Source organism: Pseudomonas sp. BJa3 (genome assembly GCF_026343815.1).
GTDB lineage: Bacteria > Pseudomonadota > Gammaproteobacteria > Pseudomonadales > Pseudomonadaceae > Aquipseudomonas > Aquipseudomonas soli.
This window is the reverse complement of the sequence record NZ_JAOXMC010000007.1, coordinates 135,138-156,999: the sequence shown is the minus strand read 5'-3', so window position 1 is coordinate 156,999 and position 21,862 is coordinate 135,138. Positions and strand designations below refer to the sequence as shown.

At 63.6% G+C, this 21,862-nt stretch carries 11 protein-coding genes; 8 read left to right on the top strand and 3 right to left on the bottom strand.

What is annotated here, in order from left to right:
- Window positions 1–13 precede the first annotated feature (13 nt).
- The 4 genes from OH705_RS10425 to OH705_RS10410 all read left to right on the top strand — a co-directional run bounded on the left by OH705_RS10425 (window position 14) and on the right by OH705_RS10410 (window position 4,870).
- Window positions 14–283 carry a DUF2934 domain-containing protein gene (locus tag OH705_RS10425; RefSeq protein WP_267302121.1) on the top strand — a complete coding sequence of 90 codons (270 nt, stop codon included), beginning with the start codon at window positions 14–16 and terminating at the stop codon, window positions 281–283.
- 155 nt (window positions 284–438) lie between these two features.
- Window positions 439–2,592: a glycogen debranching protein GlgX gene (gene glgX, locus OH705_RS10420; RefSeq protein ID WP_023632104.1), complete on the top strand. Its 2,154-nt coding sequence runs from the start codon at window positions 439–441 to the stop codon at window positions 2,590–2,592.
- Window positions 2,593–2,678: 86 nt separating this feature from the next.
- Window positions 2,679–3,473, top strand: a complete 795-nt coding sequence (locus OH705_RS10415) for an endonuclease/exonuclease/phosphatase family protein (RefSeq protein WP_104444179.1) — start codon at window positions 2,679–2,681, stop codon at window positions 3,471–3,473.
- Between the two features lie 320 nt (window positions 3,474–3,793).
- Window positions 3,794–4,870 carry an autotransporter domain-containing protein gene (locus tag OH705_RS10410; RefSeq protein ID WP_267302120.1) on the top strand — a complete coding sequence of 359 codons (1,077 nt, stop codon included), beginning with the start codon at window positions 3,794–3,796 and terminating at the stop codon, window positions 4,868–4,870.
- A gap of 100 nt (window positions 4,871–4,970) precedes the next feature.
- Here the strand turns inward: OH705_RS10410 and glgB are convergent, their stop codons facing one another.
- From glgB to OH705_RS10395, 3 genes are read right to left on the bottom strand one after another with little or no spacing between them, the layout of a single operon-like run.
- A complete protein-coding gene (glgB, locus tag OH705_RS10405; RefSeq protein ID WP_094010501.1) occupies window positions 4,971–7,181 on the bottom strand; it encodes a 1,4-alpha-glucan branching protein GlgB in 2,211 nt (736 codons plus the stop codon).
- Window positions 7,182–10,499, bottom strand: a complete 3,318-nt coding sequence (treS, locus tag OH705_RS10400; protein WP_267302119.1) for a maltose alpha-D-glucosyltransferase — start codon at window positions 10,497–10,499, stop codon at window positions 7,182–7,184.
- A gap of 48 nt (window positions 10,500–10,547) precedes the next feature.
- A complete protein-coding gene (locus OH705_RS10395; protein WP_094010503.1) occupies window positions 10,548–12,566 on the bottom strand; it encodes an alpha-1,4-glucan--maltose-1-phosphate maltosyltransferase in 2,019 nt (672 codons plus the stop codon).
- Window positions 12,567–12,705: 139 nt separating this feature from the next.
- Here OH705_RS10395 and OH705_RS10390 point away from each other — a divergent pair, with 139 nt between their 5' ends.
- The 4 genes from OH705_RS10390 to OH705_RS10375 all read left to right on the top strand — a co-directional run bounded on the left by OH705_RS10390 (window position 12,706) and on the right by OH705_RS10375 (window position 21,847).
- Entirely contained in the window at window positions 12,706–12,867 is a 162-nt protein-coding gene (locus OH705_RS10390) for a hypothetical protein (RefSeq protein ID WP_167388392.1), read from the top strand.
- Between the two features lie 161 nt (window positions 12,868–13,028).
- Complete coding sequence (locus tag OH705_RS10385) at window positions 13,029–13,295, top strand: acyl carrier protein (RefSeq protein WP_094010504.1); 267 nt, start codon at window positions 13,029–13,031, stop codon at window positions 13,293–13,295.
- A 199-nt stretch (window positions 13,296–13,494) separates the two neighbouring features.
- The gene (locus OH705_RS10380) at window positions 13,495–21,546 is read left to right on the top strand and encodes an RHS repeat-associated core domain-containing protein (protein ID WP_267302118.1); all 8,052 of its coding nucleotides are present in this window, start codon (window positions 13,495–13,497) and stop codon (window positions 21,544–21,546) included.
- 88 nt (window positions 21,547–21,634) lie between these two features.
- Complete coding sequence (locus OH705_RS10375; RefSeq protein WP_267302117.1) at window positions 21,635–21,847, top strand: cold shock domain-containing protein; 213 nt, start codon at window positions 21,635–21,637, stop codon at window positions 21,845–21,847.
- Window positions 21,848–21,862 lie beyond the last annotated feature (15 nt).

The following is a 21,862-nucleotide window of genomic DNA, read 5'->3' as shown; positions in this document are numbered from 1 at the left end:
ATTCAGGAGCGTCGTGATGAGTGTCGATGAAAAGCGTATTCGCGAGTTCGCCTATCAGATCTGGGAATCGGAGGGTAAGCCGGAGGGTCGCGAGGAGGAACATTGGGACAAGGCGCGCAAGCTGGCCGAAGCCGAGGCGCTGGCCCCCAAGGCCCCCCCGCGCAAAAAGACAGCGGCCAAGCCCAAGCCGCCTGCAGACCCCAAGGTGGCGGCGTTGCCGGGTGTGAAGCCGGCTGCGGCGGCTAAAAAACCGCGAGCGGCGAAGAAACCTGCCGCTGGTTGAGCCTTCTGCAGCCTGTACCGCCCTCATCGCGGGGCAAGTCGCATCGGCGCACCGCCGCTCCCACGCCTCAGTCACTGAGTGCTCGTGGGTGTGAGCGGGCGTGCCCCGCGATCCCTCTGTTCACGCATTCTCTGTTCACGCACTAAAGGAACGCCATGAGCCCCCGCACCCCGAAGAAAACCCGCTCCGTCGCCCCATCGCGCATCCGCGAAGGCCTGCCTTTCCCCCTCGGCGCCACCTGGGACGGCCTTGGGGTCAACTTCGCCCTGTTCTCAGCCAACGCCACCAAGGTCGAGCTGTGCCTGTTCGACGCCAGCGGCGAAACCGAGCTTGAGCGCATCGAGTTGCCCGAATACACCGATGAGATCTATCACGGCTACCTGCCCGACGCCCACCCGGGCCTGGTCTACGGCTATCGGGTGCACGGTCCCTACGAGCCGGAGAACGGCCACCGCTTCAACCCCAACAAGCTGCTGATCGACCCTTACGCCAAGCAATTGGTAGGCACGCTGAAATGGTCCGAGGCGTTGTTCGGCTACACCATCGGCCACCCCGACGGCGACCTGTCGTTCGACGAGCGCGACAGCGCGGCGTTCGTGCCCAAGTGCAAGGTCATCGACCCCGCCTTCACCTGGGGCCGCGACCAGCGCGTGTCGATCCCATGGGAGCGCACCATCATCTACGAGGCCCACACCCGCGGCATCAGCATGCGCCATCCGGCGGTGCCCGAGCACCTGCGCGGCACTTTCGCGGGCCTGGCCAACGACGAGCTGCTGGGCCATATCAAGGAGCTGGGCGTGTCGAGCATCGAGCTGCTGCCGATCCACGCCTTCGTCAATGATCAGCATCTGCTGGACAAGGGCCTGAACAACTACTGGGGCTACAACAGCATCGCCTTCTTTGCCCCCCACCCGCGCTATCTGGCCAGCGGCAAGATCGCCGAATTCAAGGAGATGGTCGCGCACCTGCACGACGCAGGCCTGGAGGTGATCCTTGACGTGGTCTACAACCACACCGCCGAAGGCAACGAACGCGGCCCGACCCTGTCGATGCGCGGTATCGACAACGCCTCGTACTACCGCCTGATGCCCGACGACCGGCGCTTTTACATCAACGATTCCGGTACCGGCAACACCCTAGACATGAGCCATCCACGGGTCCTGCAACTGGTCACCGACTCGCTGCGCTACTGGGCCGGAGAGATGCACGTGGATGGTTTTCGCTTCGACCTGGCGACCATCCTTGGCCGCTACCACGACGGCTACAGCGAGCGCCATGGCTTCCTTGTGGCCTGTCGCCAGGACCCGATGCTCAGCCAGACCAAACTGATCGCCGAACCCTGGGATTGCGGCCCGGGCGGCTACCAGGTGGGCAACTTCGCCCCAGGCTGGGCAGAGTGGAACGACCGCTTCCGCGACACGGTGCGCAGTTTCTGGAAAGGCGACGAAGGCATGCTCGCCGATTTCGCCGCGCGCATCACCGCCTCGGGCGACCTGTTCAACAACCGCGGCCGGCGCCCCTACGCTTCGGTCAACTTCGTCACTGCCCACGACGGCTTCACGCTACGTGACCTGGTGTCGTACAACGACAAGCACAACGAGGACAATGACGAGAACAACCAGGACGGCACCGACAACAACCTGTCGTGGAACTGCGGCGTCGAAGGGCCCACCGACGACCCGGCAATCAACGCCCTGCGCATGCGCCAGATGCGTAACTTCTTCGCGACACTGCTGCTGGCGCAGGGCACGCCAATGATCGTCGCCGGGGACGAATTCAGCCGCACCCAGCACGGCAACAACAACGCCTACTGCCAGGACAGCGAGATCGGCTGGGTGAACTGGGACTTGGATGAAGACGGTCTGGCGCTGATGGCCTTCGTCAAGCGCCTGACCCGGCTGCGCCTGGCCTATCCGATCCTGCGGCGTTCGCGCTTCCTGGTCGGCGACTACAACGAGGCGATCGGGGTCAAGGACGTCACCTGGCTGGCTCCGGACGCCAGCGAGATGACCGTCGAGCAGTGGGAGGATCCGCACGGGCGTTGCCTGGGCATGCTGATGGATGGCCGCGCCCAGGTCAGTGGCATCGCCCGCCCAGGCGCCGAGGCAACCATGCTGCTGATCGTCAACGCCTACCACGACGTCGTGCCATTCACCCTGCCGGCAGTGCCGGAGGGCGACTACTGGAGCTGCCTGGTCGACACCGACCGACCCGAGCTGCGCAAGGCGCAGCACCTGGCGTTCGACACCGTGTTCGAGGTCAAGGGGCGGTCGTTGCTGCTGATGGTGTTGCAGCGGGAGGAGGACTGAACCCGAAACAGGAAGTCCTGTCCTAGACTGTGTCGAGCCAGTTGAACCTGGGGCTGCTGCGCAGCCCTCATTGAACAGGAGCGGTCGTGAACCTCGAAGCCGGCAGTCCAGGTTTCGCCAGCGTCAGCCAGGCCCCGGCCGTGCACCGGGTCAAGGTGCTGACGGTCAACACCCACAAGGGCTTCACCGCCTTCAACCGGCGCTTCATCCTGCCGGAGCTGCGCGAGGCGGTGCGCAGCACCGGGGCTGACATCGTGTTCCTCCAGGAGGTGCTCGGCAGCCACGACCGCCACGCCGCGCGCTACCCCGGCTGGCCCCAGACTTCGCAGTACGAATTCCTCGCCGACAGCATGTGGAGCGACTTCGCCTACGGCCGCAACGCGGTTTATCCCGACGGCCACCACGGCAACGCGCTGCTGTCCAAGTACCCGATCATCGAGCATCGCAACCTCGACGTGTCGATCACCGGCCCCGAGCGCCGCGGCCTGTTGCACTGCGTGCTGGACGTACCCGGCCAGCGCCAGGTGCATGCGATCTGCGTGCACCTGTCATTGCTCGAACGGCACCGGCAGAAGCAGCTGCACCTGCTGCGCCAACTGCTCGACGCCCTGCCCGCCGGCGCCCCGGTGATCATCGCCGGCGACTTCAACGACTGGCAACTGCGCGGCAACCGGACCCTGCGCCTGCACCGCGACCTGCACGAGGCGTTCGAGCGCCACCACGGCCTGCTCGCCCGCACCTATCCCGCCCGCCTGCCCCTGCTGCGCCTGGACCGCGTGTACCTGCGCAATGCCGACAGCCATGCGCCGAGAATCCTCGGCAACAAGCCCTGGACCCACCTGTCCGATCACCTCCCGCTGGCGGTGGAAGTGCGGTTGTAGCAACGATTCGGCATAGCCACGCGACGGGAAATCACCATTGTCGATATACCGAATTAAAACTTGTCATTATTCAACAAGTTAAATAGACAAACAGGCATTTATCGATTATTTCACGCTTTCTTGACGCAACCGCCGTCCTCTCCTTAGCTGAACAGTAATCACCAGATGGAAAATCTCGTGCCGGGCCTCTAGCTCGCGCCCTCGTGCGCGTTCCAAGAAGCCGGCGCGCTGGTTTGGGTCGCCCCTGTTCTTGTCGTACAGCTCGTGACATCAGGCCAGGTATCGGGCTGTTCACTTCACACATCAACAGGAGATCCGCCATGAAAAGCACCTCGAATCCCTCGCGCTTCGACGCTTTTTTCTGTGCGGTTTCCACGTCGCTGCTCCTGGCAACCCCGGTGGAAACCTTCGCCTTCGAACTGCAGGAGGGCGAGCCCTTCGCCCCCTACCTGGCGCAACCGGAGGTGCCGCGATTATCGCTCGACCCGGTCAGCGCTGGCGGCCTGAGCCAGGGTATGCTCAGCGCCTTTTCCGAGCGCATGGGTGAACGCCACGGCCAGCTTGACAGCAACCACATCGCCAGCCAGTGGGCGCAGTTCTTCCCCGGCGGGCCGCGCCCAGGTGCCCAGCCGCCGGCGCAAGTGGAAGCGCCGAGCCAGCAGATGATGATCGGCCCGGACTTGTTCGTGCGTGAAACCAGCGCCGGCAACGTCCACCGCGCCGGCATCTTCGTCGGCCACAACAACCTGCAGAGCAGTTTCAACGGCATGCGCCCGCTGCTTGGCGACAAACAGCGTGACGCGGTCAACCTCAGCGGCGAGAGCCTGGGTGTGTACTGGAGCATGACCCACGCGCAGGGTTGGCACGTGGGCGCCGTGGCGATGGGCACGCGCATCGACGTCAATGGCCGCTCCCAGGCGGGCCAGCGCCTGGACGACAGCGGCCACGCGATGACTTTCTCAGTAGAGGGTGGCTATCCCATTGGCCTGGGCGCGGGCTGGGTGATCGAGCCTCAGGCACAGTTGATCAACCAGCAGTTTTTCCCTGGCAGCCAGGTGCAGGAAGAGACCTTGCAGGCATTCGACAGCCAGCCCAGCTGGAGTGGCCGGGTCGGCGCCAAGCTGTCGGCGCGTTACGAGGTGCGTGGCATGCCCATCGAACCCTATGTGCGTACCAACGTCTGGTACGACTTCAGCAACGCTGACCCGGTGAAGCTGGATCAGGTGGACAAGATCTCCAGCTCGCGCAGCGCCGCGACGGTTGAACTGGGGTTGGGTCTGGTAGCCCGGGTAACGCCGAGCGTGGCGCTGTTCGTCAGCGCCGACTACAGCTCCGATGTGGATGACAATGACCTCAATGGGCTGATCGGCAGCCTTGGAGTGCGGATGCGCTGGTAGCCGGGTAACCCATTGCGGGGCAAGCCCGCTCCCACGCCGAGGGCTAGGTAAAGGCGTGGGAGCGGGCTTGCCCCGCGATAGCGTCGGTACAGCCCCCGCCTCAGGCCGGTTTCATCACCAATACCCCCAGCGGCGGCAGGTTCAGCGCCAGCGACAATGGCTGGCCATGGCTGGCGACCTCATCGGCGACCACCGCCCCGAGATTGCCCACGTTCGACCCTGCATACAGTTCGGCATCACTGTTGAGCAGTTCCACCCAGTGCTCGCCGAACGGCACGCCGATGCGGTAGCCCTCGCGCGGCACCGGGGTGAAGTTGGCCACCACCAGCAACGGTTCGCCCTGGCTGCTCCAGCGCAACCAGGCATACACGCTGTTGTGCGCATCGTCGCCGATCAGCCACTGGAAGCCCTGGGGCTGGCAGTCCTGCTCGTGCAACGCGGGCAGGTCGCGGTACAGGCGGTTGAGGTCGGCCACCAGCTTCTGCACGCCCTGATGCTCGGGATACTGCAGCAGGTACCAGTCCAGTTGCTGGTCGTGGTTCCATTCGCGCCACTGACCGAACTCGCAGCCCATGAACAGCAGCTTCTTACCTGGATGCATCCACATGAAAGCCAGGTAGGCGCGCAGGTTGGCGAACTTCTGCCAGCGGTCGCCGGGCATCTTGTCAATCAGCGAATGTTTGCCATGCACCACTTCGTCGTGGGAGATCGGCAGGATGAAATGCTCGGAGTAGGCATAGATCAGCCCGAAGCTCATCTCGTTGTGGTGGTAGGTGCGGTGGATTGGGTCGTTCTGGATGTAATGCAGGGTGTCATGCATCCAGCCCATGTTCCACTTGTAGGCAAAGCCCAGCCCGCCCTGCTGCACCGGCTGGCTGACCCCAGGCCAGGCGGTGGACTCCTCGGCGATGATCAGCGCGCCCGGCGCCTCATGGGCGGCGACGCTGTTGAGGTGGCGGACGAAGTCGATGGCCTCGAGGTTCTCGCGCCCGCCATGGCGGTTGGGCACCCATTCGCCGGCCTTGCGCGAATAGTCGCGGTAAAGCATCGAAGCCACCGCGTCCACGCGCAGGCCATCAATGTGGAAGTGCTTGAGCCAGTGCAGCGCCGAGGCCAGCATGAAACCGCGCACCTCGTTGCGCCCGAGGTTGTAGATCAGCGTGTTCCAGTCCTGGTGGAAACCTTCCAACGGGTTGTCGTATTCGTACAAGGCGGTGCCGTCGAAGCGCGCCAGGCCATGCTCGTCGGTGGGGAAATGCGCCGGCACCCAGTCGAGGATCACACCGATGCCGCCCTGGTGGCAGGCGTCGATGAAGAAGGCGAAGTCCTCGGCGCTGCCGTAGCGCGAGGTCGGGGCGAACAGCGACAGCGGCTGGTAGCCCCAGGAGCCGCCGAAGGGGTGCTCCATGATCGGCATCAGCTCGATATGGGTAAAGCCCAGTTCCTGCACGTAAGGCACCAGGCGCTCGGCCAGTTCACGCCAGTTGTAGTAGCGCGCGACCTCGCCGGCGTCGTCCAGCTCGCAGCGCCAGGAGCCGGCGTGCAGCTCGTAGATCGACAGCGGCGCGCTGTAGGCGTGGCGCTGGGCCCTGTGTTCCAGCCACTGGCCATCGCGCCATTCGTGGGCCAGGGCGCCGGCCACCTTGGAGGCGGTGCTCGGCGGCAGTTCGGTCGCGCGGGCCAGGGGGTCGGCCTTGAGGGGCAGCACGCCGTCCTGGCCGAGCACTTCGAACTTGTAGGTCTCGCCCACGCCGAGGCGCGGCACGAACAGCTCCCACACCCCGGCGCCATGGCGCAGGCGCATGGGGTGGCGGCGGCCATCCCAGTTGTTGAATTCGCCCACCACCGACACCCGCCGGGCATTCGGCGCCCAAACCGAGAAGCACACCCCGGCAACCCCATCCACCTCGGTCGGCTGGGCGCCGAAACGCCCGGACAGGTCGCGGTGGTTGCCCTCGGCGAACAGGTACATGTCCATCTCGCCCAACTGCGGGCCGAAGCTGTAGGGGTCCTCGGTGACCTGCTCGCCGCCGGCCCAGCCGATCTGCAGCAGATACGGGCCAGCCTGGTCCAGGTGCGCGGTGAACAGGCCGGGCACGCCACCCTGGCGCATCTCGGCGAGTACCCGGCCGTCGTCGCGGGCCAGCACGCGCACGCTCAGGGCACTGGGCAGGAAGGCCCGGATGAACTGGCCGCCCGCACCATCGGGGTGCGGGCCGAGTACGGCGAACGGGTCGGCGTGCTCGGCGCGGGCCAGGGCATCGAGGTCCCGTTGCCGAAGGCCGCCGTTGTCACGCGTGGTTGCATTCATCTATGACTCTCCCCAGGTACTGATCAATCCATGCAGGCCATGCAAAGGCACGGCCAGCCAACTTGGCCGGTTCTCGGCTTCATAGGTAATTTCGTAGGCGGCCTTCTCCAGGCAAAACAGCTCCAGCGCGGCGCGCTCGCCCTCGGCCTGCTGCCAGGCGTGGGGCATGGCGGCGGTGGCCAACCCGTAGGCTTCGACGAAGGCATGGCGCGACTGGTGCAGGTACTGCCGGGCGACCCGCTGCCGGGCCTGGCGCGCCGCCTCGGAGAGGTCTACCGCCGAGGCGCTGCGCAGGATCATCGCAGCAGCATAGTCGAAGGATCGCAGCACACCGCTGACATCCTTGTACGGGCTGTGTTTGGCCCGGCGTTCGTCCAGCGGCCGCGCCGGCTCGCCCTCGAAATCGATCAGGTAGGCGTCGCCCTGTACCACCAGTACCTGGCCCAGGTGCAGGTCGCCGTGCACCCGCATCAGCAGCCCGCCCTGGGCTTGGCGCGCGAGACTGTCGACATGCTGTTGCAGCCCTTCGCGCTGTTGCTGCAGGTCGTCGACCAGAGCCTGGCTGTCACTGTCGAGGGTGTCACGGTGTTGGGCGAGCAGGTCGAGGGCATGGCTCAGCTCGGCACTGATCTGGCGGCTCCAACGCTCGCTGTCGCGGGCGTCGCTCGGGCGTGAACGGAACGCTTCGTCGTCGCTCGGCGCGGCCAGCAGCAGGTGCATCTCGCCCAGGCGCTGGCCGAGCAAGGCGGCAAAACCGGTCAGCTCGGCCAGGGCATCGGTGTGCGTCTCCTGCTCGACGCTGGCGGGTTCCATCTGGTCGCGGATCGCCCGTTCCAGAGTGTTCTGCGTCCAGTCCCAGGCATCGCCCTGGTTGCTCAGGTAGCCTTGGGCAATCATCAGCAGGTGCCGCTGCTCGCTGTCGTCCACACGGCTGACCCAGGCCAGCAACGGTGAGATATTGGCAAAGCCGGCGGCGGTCAGGTAGGCGCTCATCTCCAGCTCCGGGTGAATACCCGGATTGACCCGGCGAATCAATTTGAGCACCAGGCTGCCGCCGACCACCACCGAGCTGTTGGACTGCTCGGCGCTCAGGTAGCGCACCTCGCTCTGCTCATCGAGCTGCAGCGCGGCCAACTGCTCGGTGCTGTGGAAGCGCAACTCGCCCAGGCCATCGCCACAGGCCAGCCGCATGCCGTCCTGGCAGCCCTGGAGCACGGCGCGAATGAAGGGTTCGAGCACGAAGGCATCGGTGATCAGCCCCACCTGGCGGCCACGGCGTACCCGCGACAGCGCCAGCTGCTGCGGCAGCGCGGCATTGATCTGCTCCTCCGGCAACAGGCCGAAGGGCAGCTGGTAGTGGGTGACCACGCCTTCGCTGTGCACCTCCAGCTCGCCAAGTAGCACCGGCAACGCCGAGGTGGCCATGCGCACGCCATAGCGCAGGCGGACTTGGTCGATCGGCCCTTCCTTGCCGGCGAACCAGCGCCGCTTGGGCAGATACTGCGGCAGGATAGCGGTCTGCAATGCCTCGCGCGCCGGTGACTCGAGCAGTTCTTCCATGCGCTTGCGCAGCACCAGGGTGGTCAGCTCGGGCAGCCCCTCGCTGGGCTGGATATGCCAGCTGGGCATGCGGTCGTGGCTGGCCAGCAGGAACCAGTAGAAGCCATAGGGCGGCAACGTCAGCAGGAACGGCAGCTGGCCGATGGGCGGGAAGGCGCTGCCGCCTAGCATCTCCACCGGCACCTTGTCGGCATACTGCGACAGCTCCAGCTCGGCGGCCTGGGCGGCCCGCGAGACGTTGGCCACGCACAGCACGATCTCGACGTTGCCCTCGGCATCGGTGTATTCGCGGATATAGGCCAGCACCCGCCGGTTGCTCGGCGTGAGCATCTTCAGGCTGCCGCGACCGAAGGCCTTCTGCTGCTTGCGCACCGCCAGCAGCCGCCGGTTCCAGTTGAGCAGCGAATGCGGGTCGTGGGCCTGGGCCTCGACGTTGATCGTCTGGTAGCCGTACAGCGGATCCATGATCGGCGGCAGCACCAGGCGCTGCGGGTCGGCGCGGGAAAAGCCTCCATTGCGGTCCGGCGACCACTGCATGGGAGTGCGCACGCCATCGCGGTCACCCAGGTAGATGTTGTCGCCCATGCCCAGTTCGTCACCGTAGTACAGCGTCGGCGTGCCGGGCATCGACAGCAGCAGGCTGGTGAGCAGCTCGATACGCCGCCGGTCGCGTTGCAGCAGCGGCGCCAGGCGCCGGCGAATCCCCAGGTTGATGCGGGCGCGGCGGTCCTCGGCGTAGTAGTTCCACAGGTAGTCGCGCTCGCGGTCGGTGACCATCTCCAGGGTCAGTTCATCATGGTTGCGCAGGAAGATCGCCCACTGGCAGTTGGCCGGGATCTCCGGGGTCTGGCGCAGGATGTCGGTGATCGGGAAGCGGTCTTCCATGGCCAGGGCCATGTACATGCGCGGCATCAGCGGGAAGTGGAAGGCCATGTGGCATTCGTCGCCATCGCCCTCGCCGAAGTACGGGCGGGTGTCCTCGGGCCACTGGTTGGCCTCGGCCAAGAGCATGCGGTCGGGGTAGTTGGCGTCGATTTCGGCGCGGATCGCCTTGAGCACCACATGGGTCTCGGGGAGATTCTCGTTGTTGGTGCCGTCGCGCTCGATCAGGTAGGGGATGGCGTCCAGGCGCAGGCCGTCAACGCCGATATCGAGCCAGAAGCGCATCACCCCGATCACCGCCTTGAGCACCTGCGGGTTGTCGAAGTTGAGGTCCGGCTGGTGCGAGTAGAAGCGGTGCCAGAAGTACTGGCCGGCCACCGGGTCCCAGGTCCAGTTGGACTTCTCGGTATCGAGGAAGATGATCCGCGTGCCGTCGTACTTCTGGTCATCGTCCGACCACACGTAGAAGTCCCGGGCCTTGCTGCCGGGCTTGGCATGCCGGGCGCGCTGGAACCAGGGGTGCTGGTCGGAGGTGTGGTTGATGACCAGCTCGGTGATCACCCGCAGGCCGCGCTTGTGCGCCTCGGCGATGAAGCGCCTGGCGTCGGCCATGCTGCCGTAGTCCGGGTGCACGGCCTTGTACTCGGCAATGTCGTATCCGTCGTCGCGCCGTGGCGAGGGGTAGAACGGCAGCAACCAGAGGGTGTTGACGCCCAGTTCGGCGATATAGTCGAGCTTGCCGATCAAGCCCGCGAAATCGCCGATGCCGTCGTTGTTCGCATCGAAGAACGATTTCACGTGCAGTTGGTAGATCACCGCGTCCTTGTACCACAGCGGATCGTCGATGAAGGCTGCCGGGCGGGAACGCTTGGCCATTGGGGACTCCTTTGTGTCCGAGGGTTCAGCTTGAAGCCCATCGCGGGGCTAGCGCGATTTCTCGATGCGCCAGATACCGAACGGCTGGTGCCACGGCTCGATGCGCATCCACTGGGTCTTGCCATGCCAGGTCCAGCGCTGGCCGTTCATCAGGTCCTCGCCTTGCGTATCGGCGCTGTCGTCCAGCCCCAGTTCCCATAGCGGCAACTCGAAGCTGGCCTCCTGGGCGTTGTGCGGGTCGAGGCTGATGGCAACGAGGATGAAGTTGTCGCGCTCGGGGGTGCGCTTGGCGAAGTACAGAATGTTGTCGTTCCAGCAATTGAGGAACACCACCCCCAGATGGGTCTGCAGGGCGCGGTTCTGCCGACGGATGCGGTTGAGCTGGGCGATCTCGGCAACGATGTTGCCGGGCTGGGTGAAGTCCCGGGGGCGGATCTCGTATTTCTCCGAGTCCAGGTACTCCTCCTTGCCCGGCAGCGGCGTGCCCTCGCACAGTTCGAAGCCCGAGTACATGCCCCACAATCCCGAACCCATGGTCGCCAGCGCAGCGCGGATCAGGAAGCCCGCTCGCCCGGACGTCTGCAGGAAGAAGGGGTTGATGTCCGGAGTGTTGACGAAGAAATTGGGTCGATAGCACTGGCTCCACGGCGGCTGGTTGAGCTCCTCGAAGTATTCGCGCAGCTCTTGCTTGGTATTGCGCCAGGTGAAGTAGGTATAGCTCTGCGCGTAGCCGACCTTGCCCAGGCGCGCCATCATCGCCGGGCGGGTGAAGGCTTCGGCGAGGAAGATCACCTCGGGGTGCTGGCTGCGCACATTGGCGATCAGCCATTGCCAGAACGGCAGCGGCTTGGTGTGCGGGTTGTCGACGCGGAACGTCTTCACCCCCTCCTCGACCCAGCCGACCACCACGTCGCGCAGCGCCAGCCACAGGCTGGGCACCGCCTCGGGGGCATAGAAGTCGACGTTGACGATGTCCTGGTATTTCTTCGGTGGGTTTTCCGCGTAGCGGATGGTGCCGTCGGGGCGCCAGCTGAACCAGCCGGGGTGCTCCTGCAGCCAGGGATGGTCCTGGGAGCACTGGATGGCGAAGTCCAGGGCGATTTCCAGGCCGTGCTCGGCGGCGGCGGCGACCAGGCGGCGGAAGTCCTCGCGGCTGCCCAGCTGCGGGTGGATGGCATCGTGCCCACCTTCGGGGCTGCCGATGGCATAAGGGCTGCCGGGGTCGCCGGGGTCGGCCTGCAAGGCGTTGTTGCGGCCCTTGCGGTGCTTCATGCCGATGGGGTGGATCGGCGGGAAATACAGCACGTCGAAGCCCATGTCGCGGATCATCGGCAAGCGCTGGTGCACATCATCGAAGGTACCGTGGCGCTCGGGGTCGTCGGTGACCGAGCGCGGGAACAGCTCATACCAGCTGGCGAACTGGGCCGCCTCGCGGTCGACGTCCAGCGGGAATTCGCGGCTGCGGGTGAGGTAGCTGCGATGTTCCGCCTCCCCCATCAGGCGTGCGGCGTCGGGGTGCAGCAACAATTTCACCTGTTCATCCACCGGCAAGCCAGGCAAGCGCTGTTGCAACTGCGCCAGTTGCTCGCGCAGCAGGCCGTCGCTGCGTTCGATGCCCTTGCCCAGCAGCAGGCGGCCCTCCTCCAGCTCCAGCTTCACCTCCACGCCGGCGGCATACTTCTTCTCCAGGTCGTGGCAATAGGTGGCCCAGGGGTCGATCCAGGCCTCGATGCTGAACAGGTGCAGGCCCAGCTCGGCAGGCGTGAAGTCGGCCAGCCACAGGTCGTTGCCCGGCGAATGCATGGCCACGCAGTGCCAGCGCCGGCTGTGGGCCTGGCGCCAGTGCAGGGTCACGGCCAGGCGATCGTGACCGTCGGTGTAGACCTTGGCGCCCACTTCGACCTTGTGACCGCGCACGGCCTTGGCGGCGAAGGTGCCGCCGTCGAGCACCGGGCTTGCGTCCTCGATCACGATACGCGGCGCCAGCAGTGCCTGGGACAGGCTGATGGCCTGGTCCGGGTGATCACCTGCCATCGGCACGCTTTCGAACGGCTCGTTACCAGACATCGACCTTGCTCCCCTGGGCTGGTGGCGGTAAGGGTTCAGAGCCGTGCGCAAGCGCGAGGGTTCAAAAAAAATGAGCGCAGGGCGCAGGCCCGGGTCAAAGCCTGCGACACCTCTTCATTCATCCCGCGAGGCCAGGCCCATGAACATTCCCATTCCACCGGAGACACCCGACCCGAACATCGACGACCCGACCTTGCCGCCGCCGGTGCCCGAGGAGGACCCGGACGAGCTGCCGATCAAGCCGACCGTGCCGCCAACCGTAGGCGACCCGCCGAGCCAGGAGCCGCCGGTGAAAGCTTGAGGATAGACAAGGCCGCGGAAATCTGACCACCTGGGCCGGCCCTGTCGTGGGGCCGGCACTGACAGCACAAAGCTGACGAAACCGCACCTGGCATTTCTACCAGTAGCACCTGCCCGCAAAGCCACGTACAGAGAGGCCTCACCCTCTGACGATCCTCTGGCATGCGCTCACGCCTCTACATCGCCTTCCACCTGCAATGGCTCCTCGCCTGCTTCCTGGAACAGAGCCTGCACAACATCCGCCCCGGCGCCGCCCTGGACGAACTGGGCGCCGACAGCTTCGACGTGGTCGAACTGCAGGCTATCGTCGAAGAGACGTTCAACATCCTCATTCCCCAGCCAATTCGCACCTACACCACCTTTGCCGAGCTGGTGGAGCTGGTGTACCGCTTGCTGCCGCCCCAGGGCAAAGCCCCATCGACCAGCTGAATTGCTCCTGCCGTACCTGGCATTTCTGCCAGTTGTGGGCGCTGACGGCACATTTTAAAAAGTAGCTTCAAGACCCTTACGCATGGAGCAAAACGCAATGGCTGCCAAATCTTCCGTTGACCTCAAGCCAGCCGCGGATACCAACACCTTCCCGGTGCCCTACCAGATCAGCAACCAACCAGATGGTAGCCTGCCCGACATGCAGGACTTCGGCCTGGAGCGGGTGGGCAGCGTCGAAGGCGGATGGTACAGCCTGTGCCCGATCAAGGCCGGTCGTTCCCTGACCAAGGGCGAAACCATCAGCGCGTGCCTGGTGCACCGTCGCACCGGCGAACTGACTCGGGTCGACTACACAGCGACAGCCGACAAGCTGGACGCTACAAAGTGGCTCGCAGACTTCGCCGAACAGGTCGCCAAAGCCGGCAAGCCGATCACTGCGGGGGGCTGGAGCGACGATAATGAGTTTTCCAGCAGCCACGAGGCGCCGCGCCTGTGGTGCCAGGCCGACTACCGAGCGTTCAGCACTGCGCCGTTCAGCAGCAACATCGTCCAGGTGCTGGCCTGTGACGACAGTTTCTCGCTGGCCAAGGGCAGGACCCTGAGCCTGCAAGTGCGCGACCTCAAGACCCAGGCGCTGCACGAACAGCACTTCTTCACCGCCAAAGAGGACAGCGGCTGGAGCAAGGCCCTGTGCAAGCAGATCAACACTGGCAGCCACCTGTTGCGGGCTGGCGTGCTGGACGCGGCAACCTGCGCCGTGACACCCGGCGACAAAGGCAATGCCTTCTGGGGGCCGCAGCACGCCGAGCTGTGCGTGACCATCACCGAGGTAGACTGGTGGGCCAGCGATACGCTCGACGGCACCGCAGTACCCAGTGGCGGCACATTGCATGCCTGGGTCTACGACGCGTTCTCCCAGCGCCTGCTCGGGCACCATGCCTGGACCCCGGCCAAGGCGCAGCGAGCCAGTGGCAAATGGCTGGAGCCTTGGTCCACAGCGCTGGCAGGATCTGACGTTGCCCCCTACCTGCGCATCGATACCACCACGGCGTTGCTCGAACAGCGCGGCGACGGCCTGCGCATCTTCGCCACGCTGCCGGGTGATGAGCACACGGTCGAAGGCCCACTGCTGAAGACCGCCTTCAAGGCACCGGAAGATGCCGTACTGGTGACCGTGCGGCATCCCGGCAACCAGGCGCTGCTGCACCATGCGCTGTTCAGGCCTCAGGACTGCAAGACAGTCCCCAATGACCAGGCAACCTGGGTGAAGGCTTTGGCCGACTTCATCGAAGCGCAAAAATGGCCGGAGTTGAATGTCAAGAATGGCAAGCAGCTTTGGCTGCCACGGCATGCAGAGCTGGCGATTGCGCTGGACAACGTTGGCGACGGTCGCGGCTGGAACGGCGATACCTATGGGCTCGAACTGCTAAGCGCCGATGAGTGGCCACGGACCGCTGCAGCCGAACCGGGGAAGCTGAACATCTTTCCTCAACCAGGCGTGACCGAGCTGACGGTCGAGTCGCTAGGCACAGAACTTGTGTTTCGCCTGAGCAAAGCGGCACGCGACAAAGGCTACCGGGTGATGGCATGTGTGCCGCGGCAGCACGAGGTGGACCTCAAAGATGCCTACAATAGCTGTGTTGCTGCGACAGTCGCGGCGGGCGGCACCCTCGACGTACCATTCGCCGAACTTATGACCTTGAATAACACCGCCAAAATTGCCATGGCCGCTTGGCGGTATACCGACCTCGACATCCCGGATGATAAACCGAAAAACTTTGAATCTTCGGTAAGGCCCATCTGCTTCGGTGCACAACTCGCCATCAAATATGCTGCTATCAAAGCCGCCTATGGGGCAAGCGACGCTGGCACCGCCGAAGTCTACTGGAAAGACTTTGACGAAGATGCCTATAAGCGGATTTACCTCAGTGCCCTCAGGAGCGTTCTAATTACGGTATACCCTCACCGAAACTTCGATGGCGATTTGGAATCTATTGAGCCTATCGCCATTAAAAACGCCTCCTCTATCAAACGCCTGCTCAACATATCGGCCCCTATCCATAATGAGTTTTTTATTTTCAATACAGCGCTGGATATAACGCAGGACACCGTCATAACGGCCGCAGACAAGCTACTCAAGGTCGTTTGCAAGCTCGCTGAGACTTACATTGAAAAATATGATCCCAATGCCGACTTCCTTGCCCTTGTTGCTAGCCACATCAAGGACTTAGGCTTAGTAGATGCTGAAGACTTAATGAATTTCCTGATGGAATCAGAGGAGGTGACGGATGAGCTAGAGGAGGATATGTATGAGGTAAACGAGGCTGTGAATAAGAATGAATGCAACCAATTAAACAACTGGGGCATGCTCGTCGAAACCATTAAACTCTTATCTTCAATTAGTATGGCTCAACGTACCGCCCTACCAGTCTGGCCGGTGTCGGTCACTGCCGACACGATCACCTGGCAAGGGCCGCTGAACGATCAGAAATATGACATCTACTTGGACTACCCAGAGTCCGAACGCGGCGGAGCCCCCTTGACCGTGGGCCATATCGGTGCCCTACAAGCCAACCAGTTGTGGCACGCGCCCAAGCCCGTCAGCTTCATCCCGCCGAAGAAACTCAAGGAGTGGAAGGAAATCAGTTTCCTCTGCGAGGACTACGCCAACACCAGCCGTTCCGAACTGTTCGACACCACCGGCCATAGCGAATCAGGGGTCGACCCGCGCACCGGGTTGTTCCACGCCCATTACCCAGTGGCCAGCTTGCAGGGCCTGCAAGGCCAGGGGCCAGCTTGCGACCTGACCTTGCACTATTCGGCGCTGCGCGCCAACGAGGCCGGGCTGGGCGACGGCTGGGCCTGGCGCTTTTCCAGCGTACAGGTGCGCGACAGGCTGCTGACCTTGGCCGATGGTGCCCAGATCAAGTTCACCGACGCACAATGGGACGACCTGGGTAAAGGCGAGGCGCTCAAGCTGGCCTCATGCGTGGTGCGCAGCAACAAGGATTACAGCGAATTCACGCTTGACCTGCCCAGCGGCCGCCAGGAAACCCTGAAGGCGCCTGCAGCCGCAGGCAGCGACGACGAGGAGCCGAACAAAGAGTTTCATGACCTGGTCGTCAAGACGTTGAAAGCCATTCGGGACAAATCCAAACCTGACTTCCCGGCAAAACCGACGAATTGGCAGCAGTGGCTACTGATGTGCGTGCCCTGGTTCTATTATGCGACAGCAGCCATCGATTACGACGAGGCAGTCAAAGCGTGGGAGGGGGACGACAACATCAAGGAACTTAAAAAGCGCATCGCCGACTACGAAAAGCCCTTCGTGCTGCTGCTGCCCTCGACCCTCGAATCGCCCTATGGTGAACAGTTGACACTGGAGTGGAAGCGCCAGAAAGGTCAGTTCCTGCTGTTGGCGATCAACAGTGGCGATGAAGCCTTGTTCAAGGCCGAGTACGTCACGCCTCAGGAGAAAAAGGCCTCGCAGGTGAAGATGCAGGTCTGGCCGGACAGCGAGGCCGAGAAATACGAGGTGAACCTGGACCTCCAAGGTTATCTATTGCGCACCCTCAAACGCCTGCAGAATGGCAAGGTGCTGCAGCAGGTCGACTGTGATTACGATGACGACCTGGCCTTGGACCGAGTGCTGTGCGGCCTGCGAGAGCTGGATGGATCGGTCGAATGCGTGAAGTACCAAGCTGCCACGCAGGACAACGGCCGCCCTGGCCTGCCCCGCGTCAATCTGCACACCCTGCTGCCAGGGGATGAGCATGAGAACCAGGTGACGACCTACCGCTACGATGGAGAATTTCTGGAAACCGACCAGCGGATCGTCAGCGTCGAGTACGAATCCGGCGCGCATGGGGCCCGGGAGAAGCATCTGCTGGTGCACGGTCGTGTCAAGCACGATAAGCGTGTCGAGCGTTTCGAACTGCTGCGCGGCGTAGCCTCTGAGCAGGATCACTGGCTGGCCTTCAGCACCCGCAGCGACCAGAAAAAAAGCGACACGCATCGGTTGACCAAAGGCTACCGCTATACGGGCGCTGGGGATGAGTTTGCCGAACTGTTATACGCCATGAGGGCCGGCGCTGACAGCGACGAGCCTGTGGTGAGAGGGGGGGGAATGCTGATCGAACGCCAACATGAACTGCTGGCGTGGTTCTTCAATAAGTCAGATAACGCCGATCGCCCGAAACTGGCCGGCTGCATCACTCGGCTGTTGGCCAACATTCCCCACTCCGAACGCGAGGCACTGGGGCGCACGGTGGAAGTAGCCACGCAGGAAGAAGACCTGAACGGCAACATCCAGCGCCTGCACAAGAGCGACGAGCACACGCTTTACCGCTGCTACTACACCAAGGCCGGCGACAACCTGATCACGCTCAGCAAACTGGCAGGGTTGAAAGACCTCCCCACGCTAAAATGCCCCTTCATTCCGGACTATGCCGCCGCGCCGGTCATGGCGGAGTACCAGTGCGATCCATTCGGCAATCCCAAGGGTCTGCGCCTGTTCGGCTACCGCAAGGTCCAACGTGGCACTCGTGACATGCTGGAGCAGGCCGAGGTGGTCGTGATCGAGGGGGTCAAGGCTCAGCTCAAGGACGACCGGCTCGACGCCGACGCCACTTGGACGCTTGTCGGCGCCTCCTCACCGCTACTGTGGCGCCAGCGCAGCACCGAGGTCTCGGTAGTCAGCGCCAAGACAGCGCAAAGCAAAGTCATGCAGTGGTCGGTCAAAGATACCCAGGTCACTCACCTTGGCCAACTGAAGTTCGAGCTGAAGAACCTCCAGGCGTTCGAGGACAACCCGAATAACGCTGGCATCGTGGTCAGCGTAAGCGCCACCACCGAGGCCGGCACCGAAACGCTCAGCAAGGAACTGCGCTCACGCCATGCCCGGCGGCGCTTGGAACAGGTGGAGCAAGGCAAAGAAGTGCACTGGCAATACGATGCGCTGGGCCGCGTGACCCAGGAGACGCACTACCTGCTCAAGGCAGGCGGCAAGGGCAAGGAAAAGGACCAGAAAGCTGACGAGCAGACTGCCACCACCTATTCGGATGACGGCAAGATCGCCACCCACACCCATGCCAGCAAGGACGTCAGCCGCAGCTACCTGGATGGCTTGCAACGGGTTTGGCGCCGCGAGTGGCGCAAGCACGGCACCCAGCACTATGTCCCGCTGGAGCAATGCAGCCTGCAAGGCCTGGATGCATCGCAGTTGCTGGCCAGTTGCAGCTGGGACTACCTGCCTGGGGGCCAGGCCGTGATAGAGATGACCCCAGAGGTGTGGGCCATGGGGCCTCAAGCCTGGACGCGGGCACAAGGCGGTCTTGATGGGCCTGGCATGCGTAGCCTGCTGCAAGCCATGGCCAAGGACAAGGCCCCCGCAACGCAAAGCGCTCTGGTATTTGAAGCGCCGGGAACCCAGAACATCACCAGCCAGTGCCTGGTCGAACAGGGGCTGGATGATCAGTGCTTGTTCCAACGCAAAACCGATTACTCCTACCGCAAGGATGGCACCTTCGAGCAAGTTGATCGCCTGACCGACCCTGCTGGCAACACCAAGATGCAATTGCTCCGGCACTTCGACAGTTCGGGGCACGTCATCAAGTACCAACGCACTCTGGGCACGCAGACCGATACCTATAGCCTTGAACGGGACGCCTTGGGCCGGGTTACCCAGCTCACGCGCCCCGACAACTCCACCGTCGCGTACAGCTACCATGGCCTGAGCAACCACGCCACGCAGCTCAAGGTAGACAGCAAGGTGGTAGCAACACAGAAAGTGAGCAACGTCAGTACGCTGACGTCGCGCACCGTGGGCAAGCGCGCCTATGGTTTCACCGACACGACGGTTACCTTGCCCGACAAGACCATCCTCACCACTGCACAAGACGCCAAGGGCATGAGTTTTAAAGACCAGAAGCGGGCCCTCTCCAGCGTTACTCACGAGGACAACACGCTGACCTTGTCCTCGGACGCCAGCGACACCGCGATGTCCAGCGGCTGGACGCAGGCCTACCGTGACGAAAACCTGCCCGGTCGGCAGCAGGTTGAGCAAACTTCGCCACGCGCCACGCGCCAGGGCTACCGCTGGCAGAGCCTGCGTGGCCAGACACTGGCTTCGCTGCGCGCCGACGGCCACTGGCAACGGGAGTTCACCGATCGCCTGGGCCGGGTGCTGCGCACGTGCCAGGACCACGAGGAAGTACTGCATCGCTATGACGCACTGGGGCGCTTGCAGTCGCGTCAAGCCCAGGCACTCAAGGCTGGCGGCCGCTGGCAGGTATTCAGCGAATACGATGGGTTTGGCCAGGAAGTGACACGGCGCTTCCTGAGCAACGGCATCGAATGCTTCAAGCAGTGCCTGACCTGGCGCGGCGATGGCCGCCTGGCGAGCAAAACCAGCTATGAAAAAGGCACCCAACTGCGCGCCGAGCACTTCACCTACGACGCGCTTGACCGCCTGCAGAAGTATGAATGCAAGACCAGCGCCGCCGAGCATTGCCCGCAAGACTGCCAGGGCACGGCGGTCAAGGCCCAGGACTTCACCTGGGATGCCATGAGCAACCTGACCCAGTGCGTTACCACCGGCTTTGACGACAAGAAGCACACCGAGGACCTGGCCTATGCCGAGGCCGATCCGACCCAGCTGACAGGCGTCACCCGCGGCAAGGCCCCCCAAGAGGTGAAATGGAACAGCAATGGCTACCTGACCGACGCAGGCCAGCACTGCTTCAGCTATAACGCCGCCGGCCAGCTCGACAAAGTCCACGACAGCGAGAACAAGCTCCTGGCCCGGTACGAATACGACGGCAGCCAGCGCCTGGCGGCGCAGTACCTGGAGGCCGACAAGAGCACCCACGAGCTGCGCTACGACGGCGATGAACTGATTGGCGAGCTGCGTTACGACCAGGCCGGCAAGGTCAGCCAACGCACAAGCTTGAGCCGCGGCCTGGCGCAGTACGATGAAAACGAGGTGCGCTGGCTGATCGACGATCCCCAGGTCGGTGTCGCCGGGCAGGTCAAGGACGGTAAGCTGGAGCTGGCTCCGCTGCTGCCGTTCGGCGAGGGCAAGGCAGTGACCGGCCTTGTCAACGGCTACAACGGCATGCGCCGCGACCCCCTAACCGGCCACTACCACGCCGGCAACGGCTACCGCACCTACGACCCGGCCCTGCGCCGCTATGCCCAGCCTGACTGGCTCAGCCCGTTTGGTGAAGGAGGCGTCAACGACTACGCCCACTGCCCGGACCCCGTCAACCTGCACGACCCCAGCGGGGCCATCATGCTCAGTCGTTGGGACCAGGGAAAACAACTTGCGTCCTATCAACAGGCGCTGCAGGACACCCAGAAAATGCCGGTCGGCGGCCGCTGGCGAGGCCTGGCGTTCTCGGCATTGGTGGCCGTGGTGGGCGCGGTGCTGACCCTTTTCACCGGGGGCATGTCGGCGATCGTGCTGGGGTTCGTCACGGCGATGAGCGTGCTGTCGTTCGCCTTCGAAGTGGCGGCGGTGTTCACAGCAGACACGAACCCTGAACTATCCAGGAAATTGAGCATCGTTTCGGTCGCCACAGGGGTGCTGAGTACCTTGGGCTTCTCCGGGTTGTTCAAGCTTGGCTTTAATGGGCTGAAACTCATGGCAAGGGGGGCCAAGCTGCTCGGCAAAGGCGCCAAGGTGGTGTGGAACGCTGGCAAGACCTTTGCCCGCTACGGATTCAAGGGGTTGTCTGGCGCCAGACGCGCGGCCCGGGCGGGCGGCCGGGTGAGTACCTATGCCGATGAACTGCTGCGGGGAAATGGGGTGCCCGGGGAGGTAGGTGGCCTTTGGCGGCGGGCGAAATCTCACCTGACAGGGACTGTTGAAATCTATACGAAGACCAACTTCGCAAATGCAGGCGCCATTGGAAAAATTGGCAGCTATATGCAAGCCAAGGGAATGCACCTCCCCCTGGTTAGCCGCCACCTGCCGACCCACCTCTCGCAGTCTACCGCCTACGCGGCCGACATTGTCGGCAACGTACTCGACGCCAACCTCCTGCAAGGCACGATCCTGTCCAGCACCGGCCTGGAAGAACAGCGCCTGGCGCTGCTGGCGGAGGAACAGCCCGAGCGGGGGGCTGGGGGCCCGATCAGTGTACGGAACGCTGGGGATTCAACTTCCGCGCGGGTCCCCCGACTTCCATACGTGGGTACAGTACGGCACAGGGTGCCACCGGCCACGCAGGGCGTGAGATTCTGGTGGTGAGCTTGCCGGCGGCTTGGCAGTAGCCCGCGCAGCAGCGTTTTCCCAGCCCCGCGCTGGGGAAGCGCATCCATAGGCAATGACAACGGAGGTGGCAATCATCAGCGATACAAAGGGCAAGACTGGAAAAGTGGTGGAGTTCGATGACGACGAGGGCTACGGTTACATCGACTACAAATATCAAGGCACACGGGTGTACCTGCCCAAGGATCAGGCCGCGGGCCTGGAAGATGACGTCGAGGTGATTTTCGACATCAGACTGGTGGGAAACAAGCCGTACGCCATCAATGTGAGGCGCAAATAGACCACGGCGTGGTGT

What these genes read in the sequence shown, in the direction of transcription:
- glgX (WP_023632104.1), top strand. Translation starts at nt 439, where the DNA reads ATGAGCCCCCGCACCCCGAAGAAAACCCGCTCCGTCGCCCCATCGCGC.
- OH705_RS10410 (WP_267302120.1), top strand. Translation starts at nt 3,794, where the DNA reads ATGAAAAGCACCTCGAATCCCTCGCGCTTCGACGCTTTTTTCTGTGCG.
- glgB (WP_094010501.1), bottom strand. Translation starts at nt 7,181, where the DNA reads ATGAATGCAACCACGCGTGACAACGGCGGCCTTCGGCAACGGGACCTC.
- treS (WP_267302119.1), bottom strand. Translation starts at nt 10,499, where the DNA reads ATGGCCAAGCGTTCCCGCCCGGCAGCCTTCATCGACGATCCGCTGTGG.
- OH705_RS10395 (WP_094010503.1), bottom strand. Translation starts at nt 12,566, where the DNA reads ATGTCTGGTAACGAGCCGTTCGAAAGCGTGCCGATGGCAGGTGATCAC.
- OH705_RS10390 (WP_167388392.1), top strand. Translation starts at nt 12,706, where the DNA reads ATGAACATTCCCATTCCACCGGAGACACCCGACCCGAACATCGACGAC.
- OH705_RS10385 (WP_094010504.1), top strand. Translation starts at nt 13,029, where the DNA reads ATGCGCTCACGCCTCTACATCGCCTTCCACCTGCAATGGCTCCTCGCC.
- OH705_RS10380 (WP_267302118.1), top strand. Translation starts at nt 13,495, where the DNA reads ATGCAGGACTTCGGCCTGGAGCGGGTGGGCAGCGTCGAAGGCGGATGG.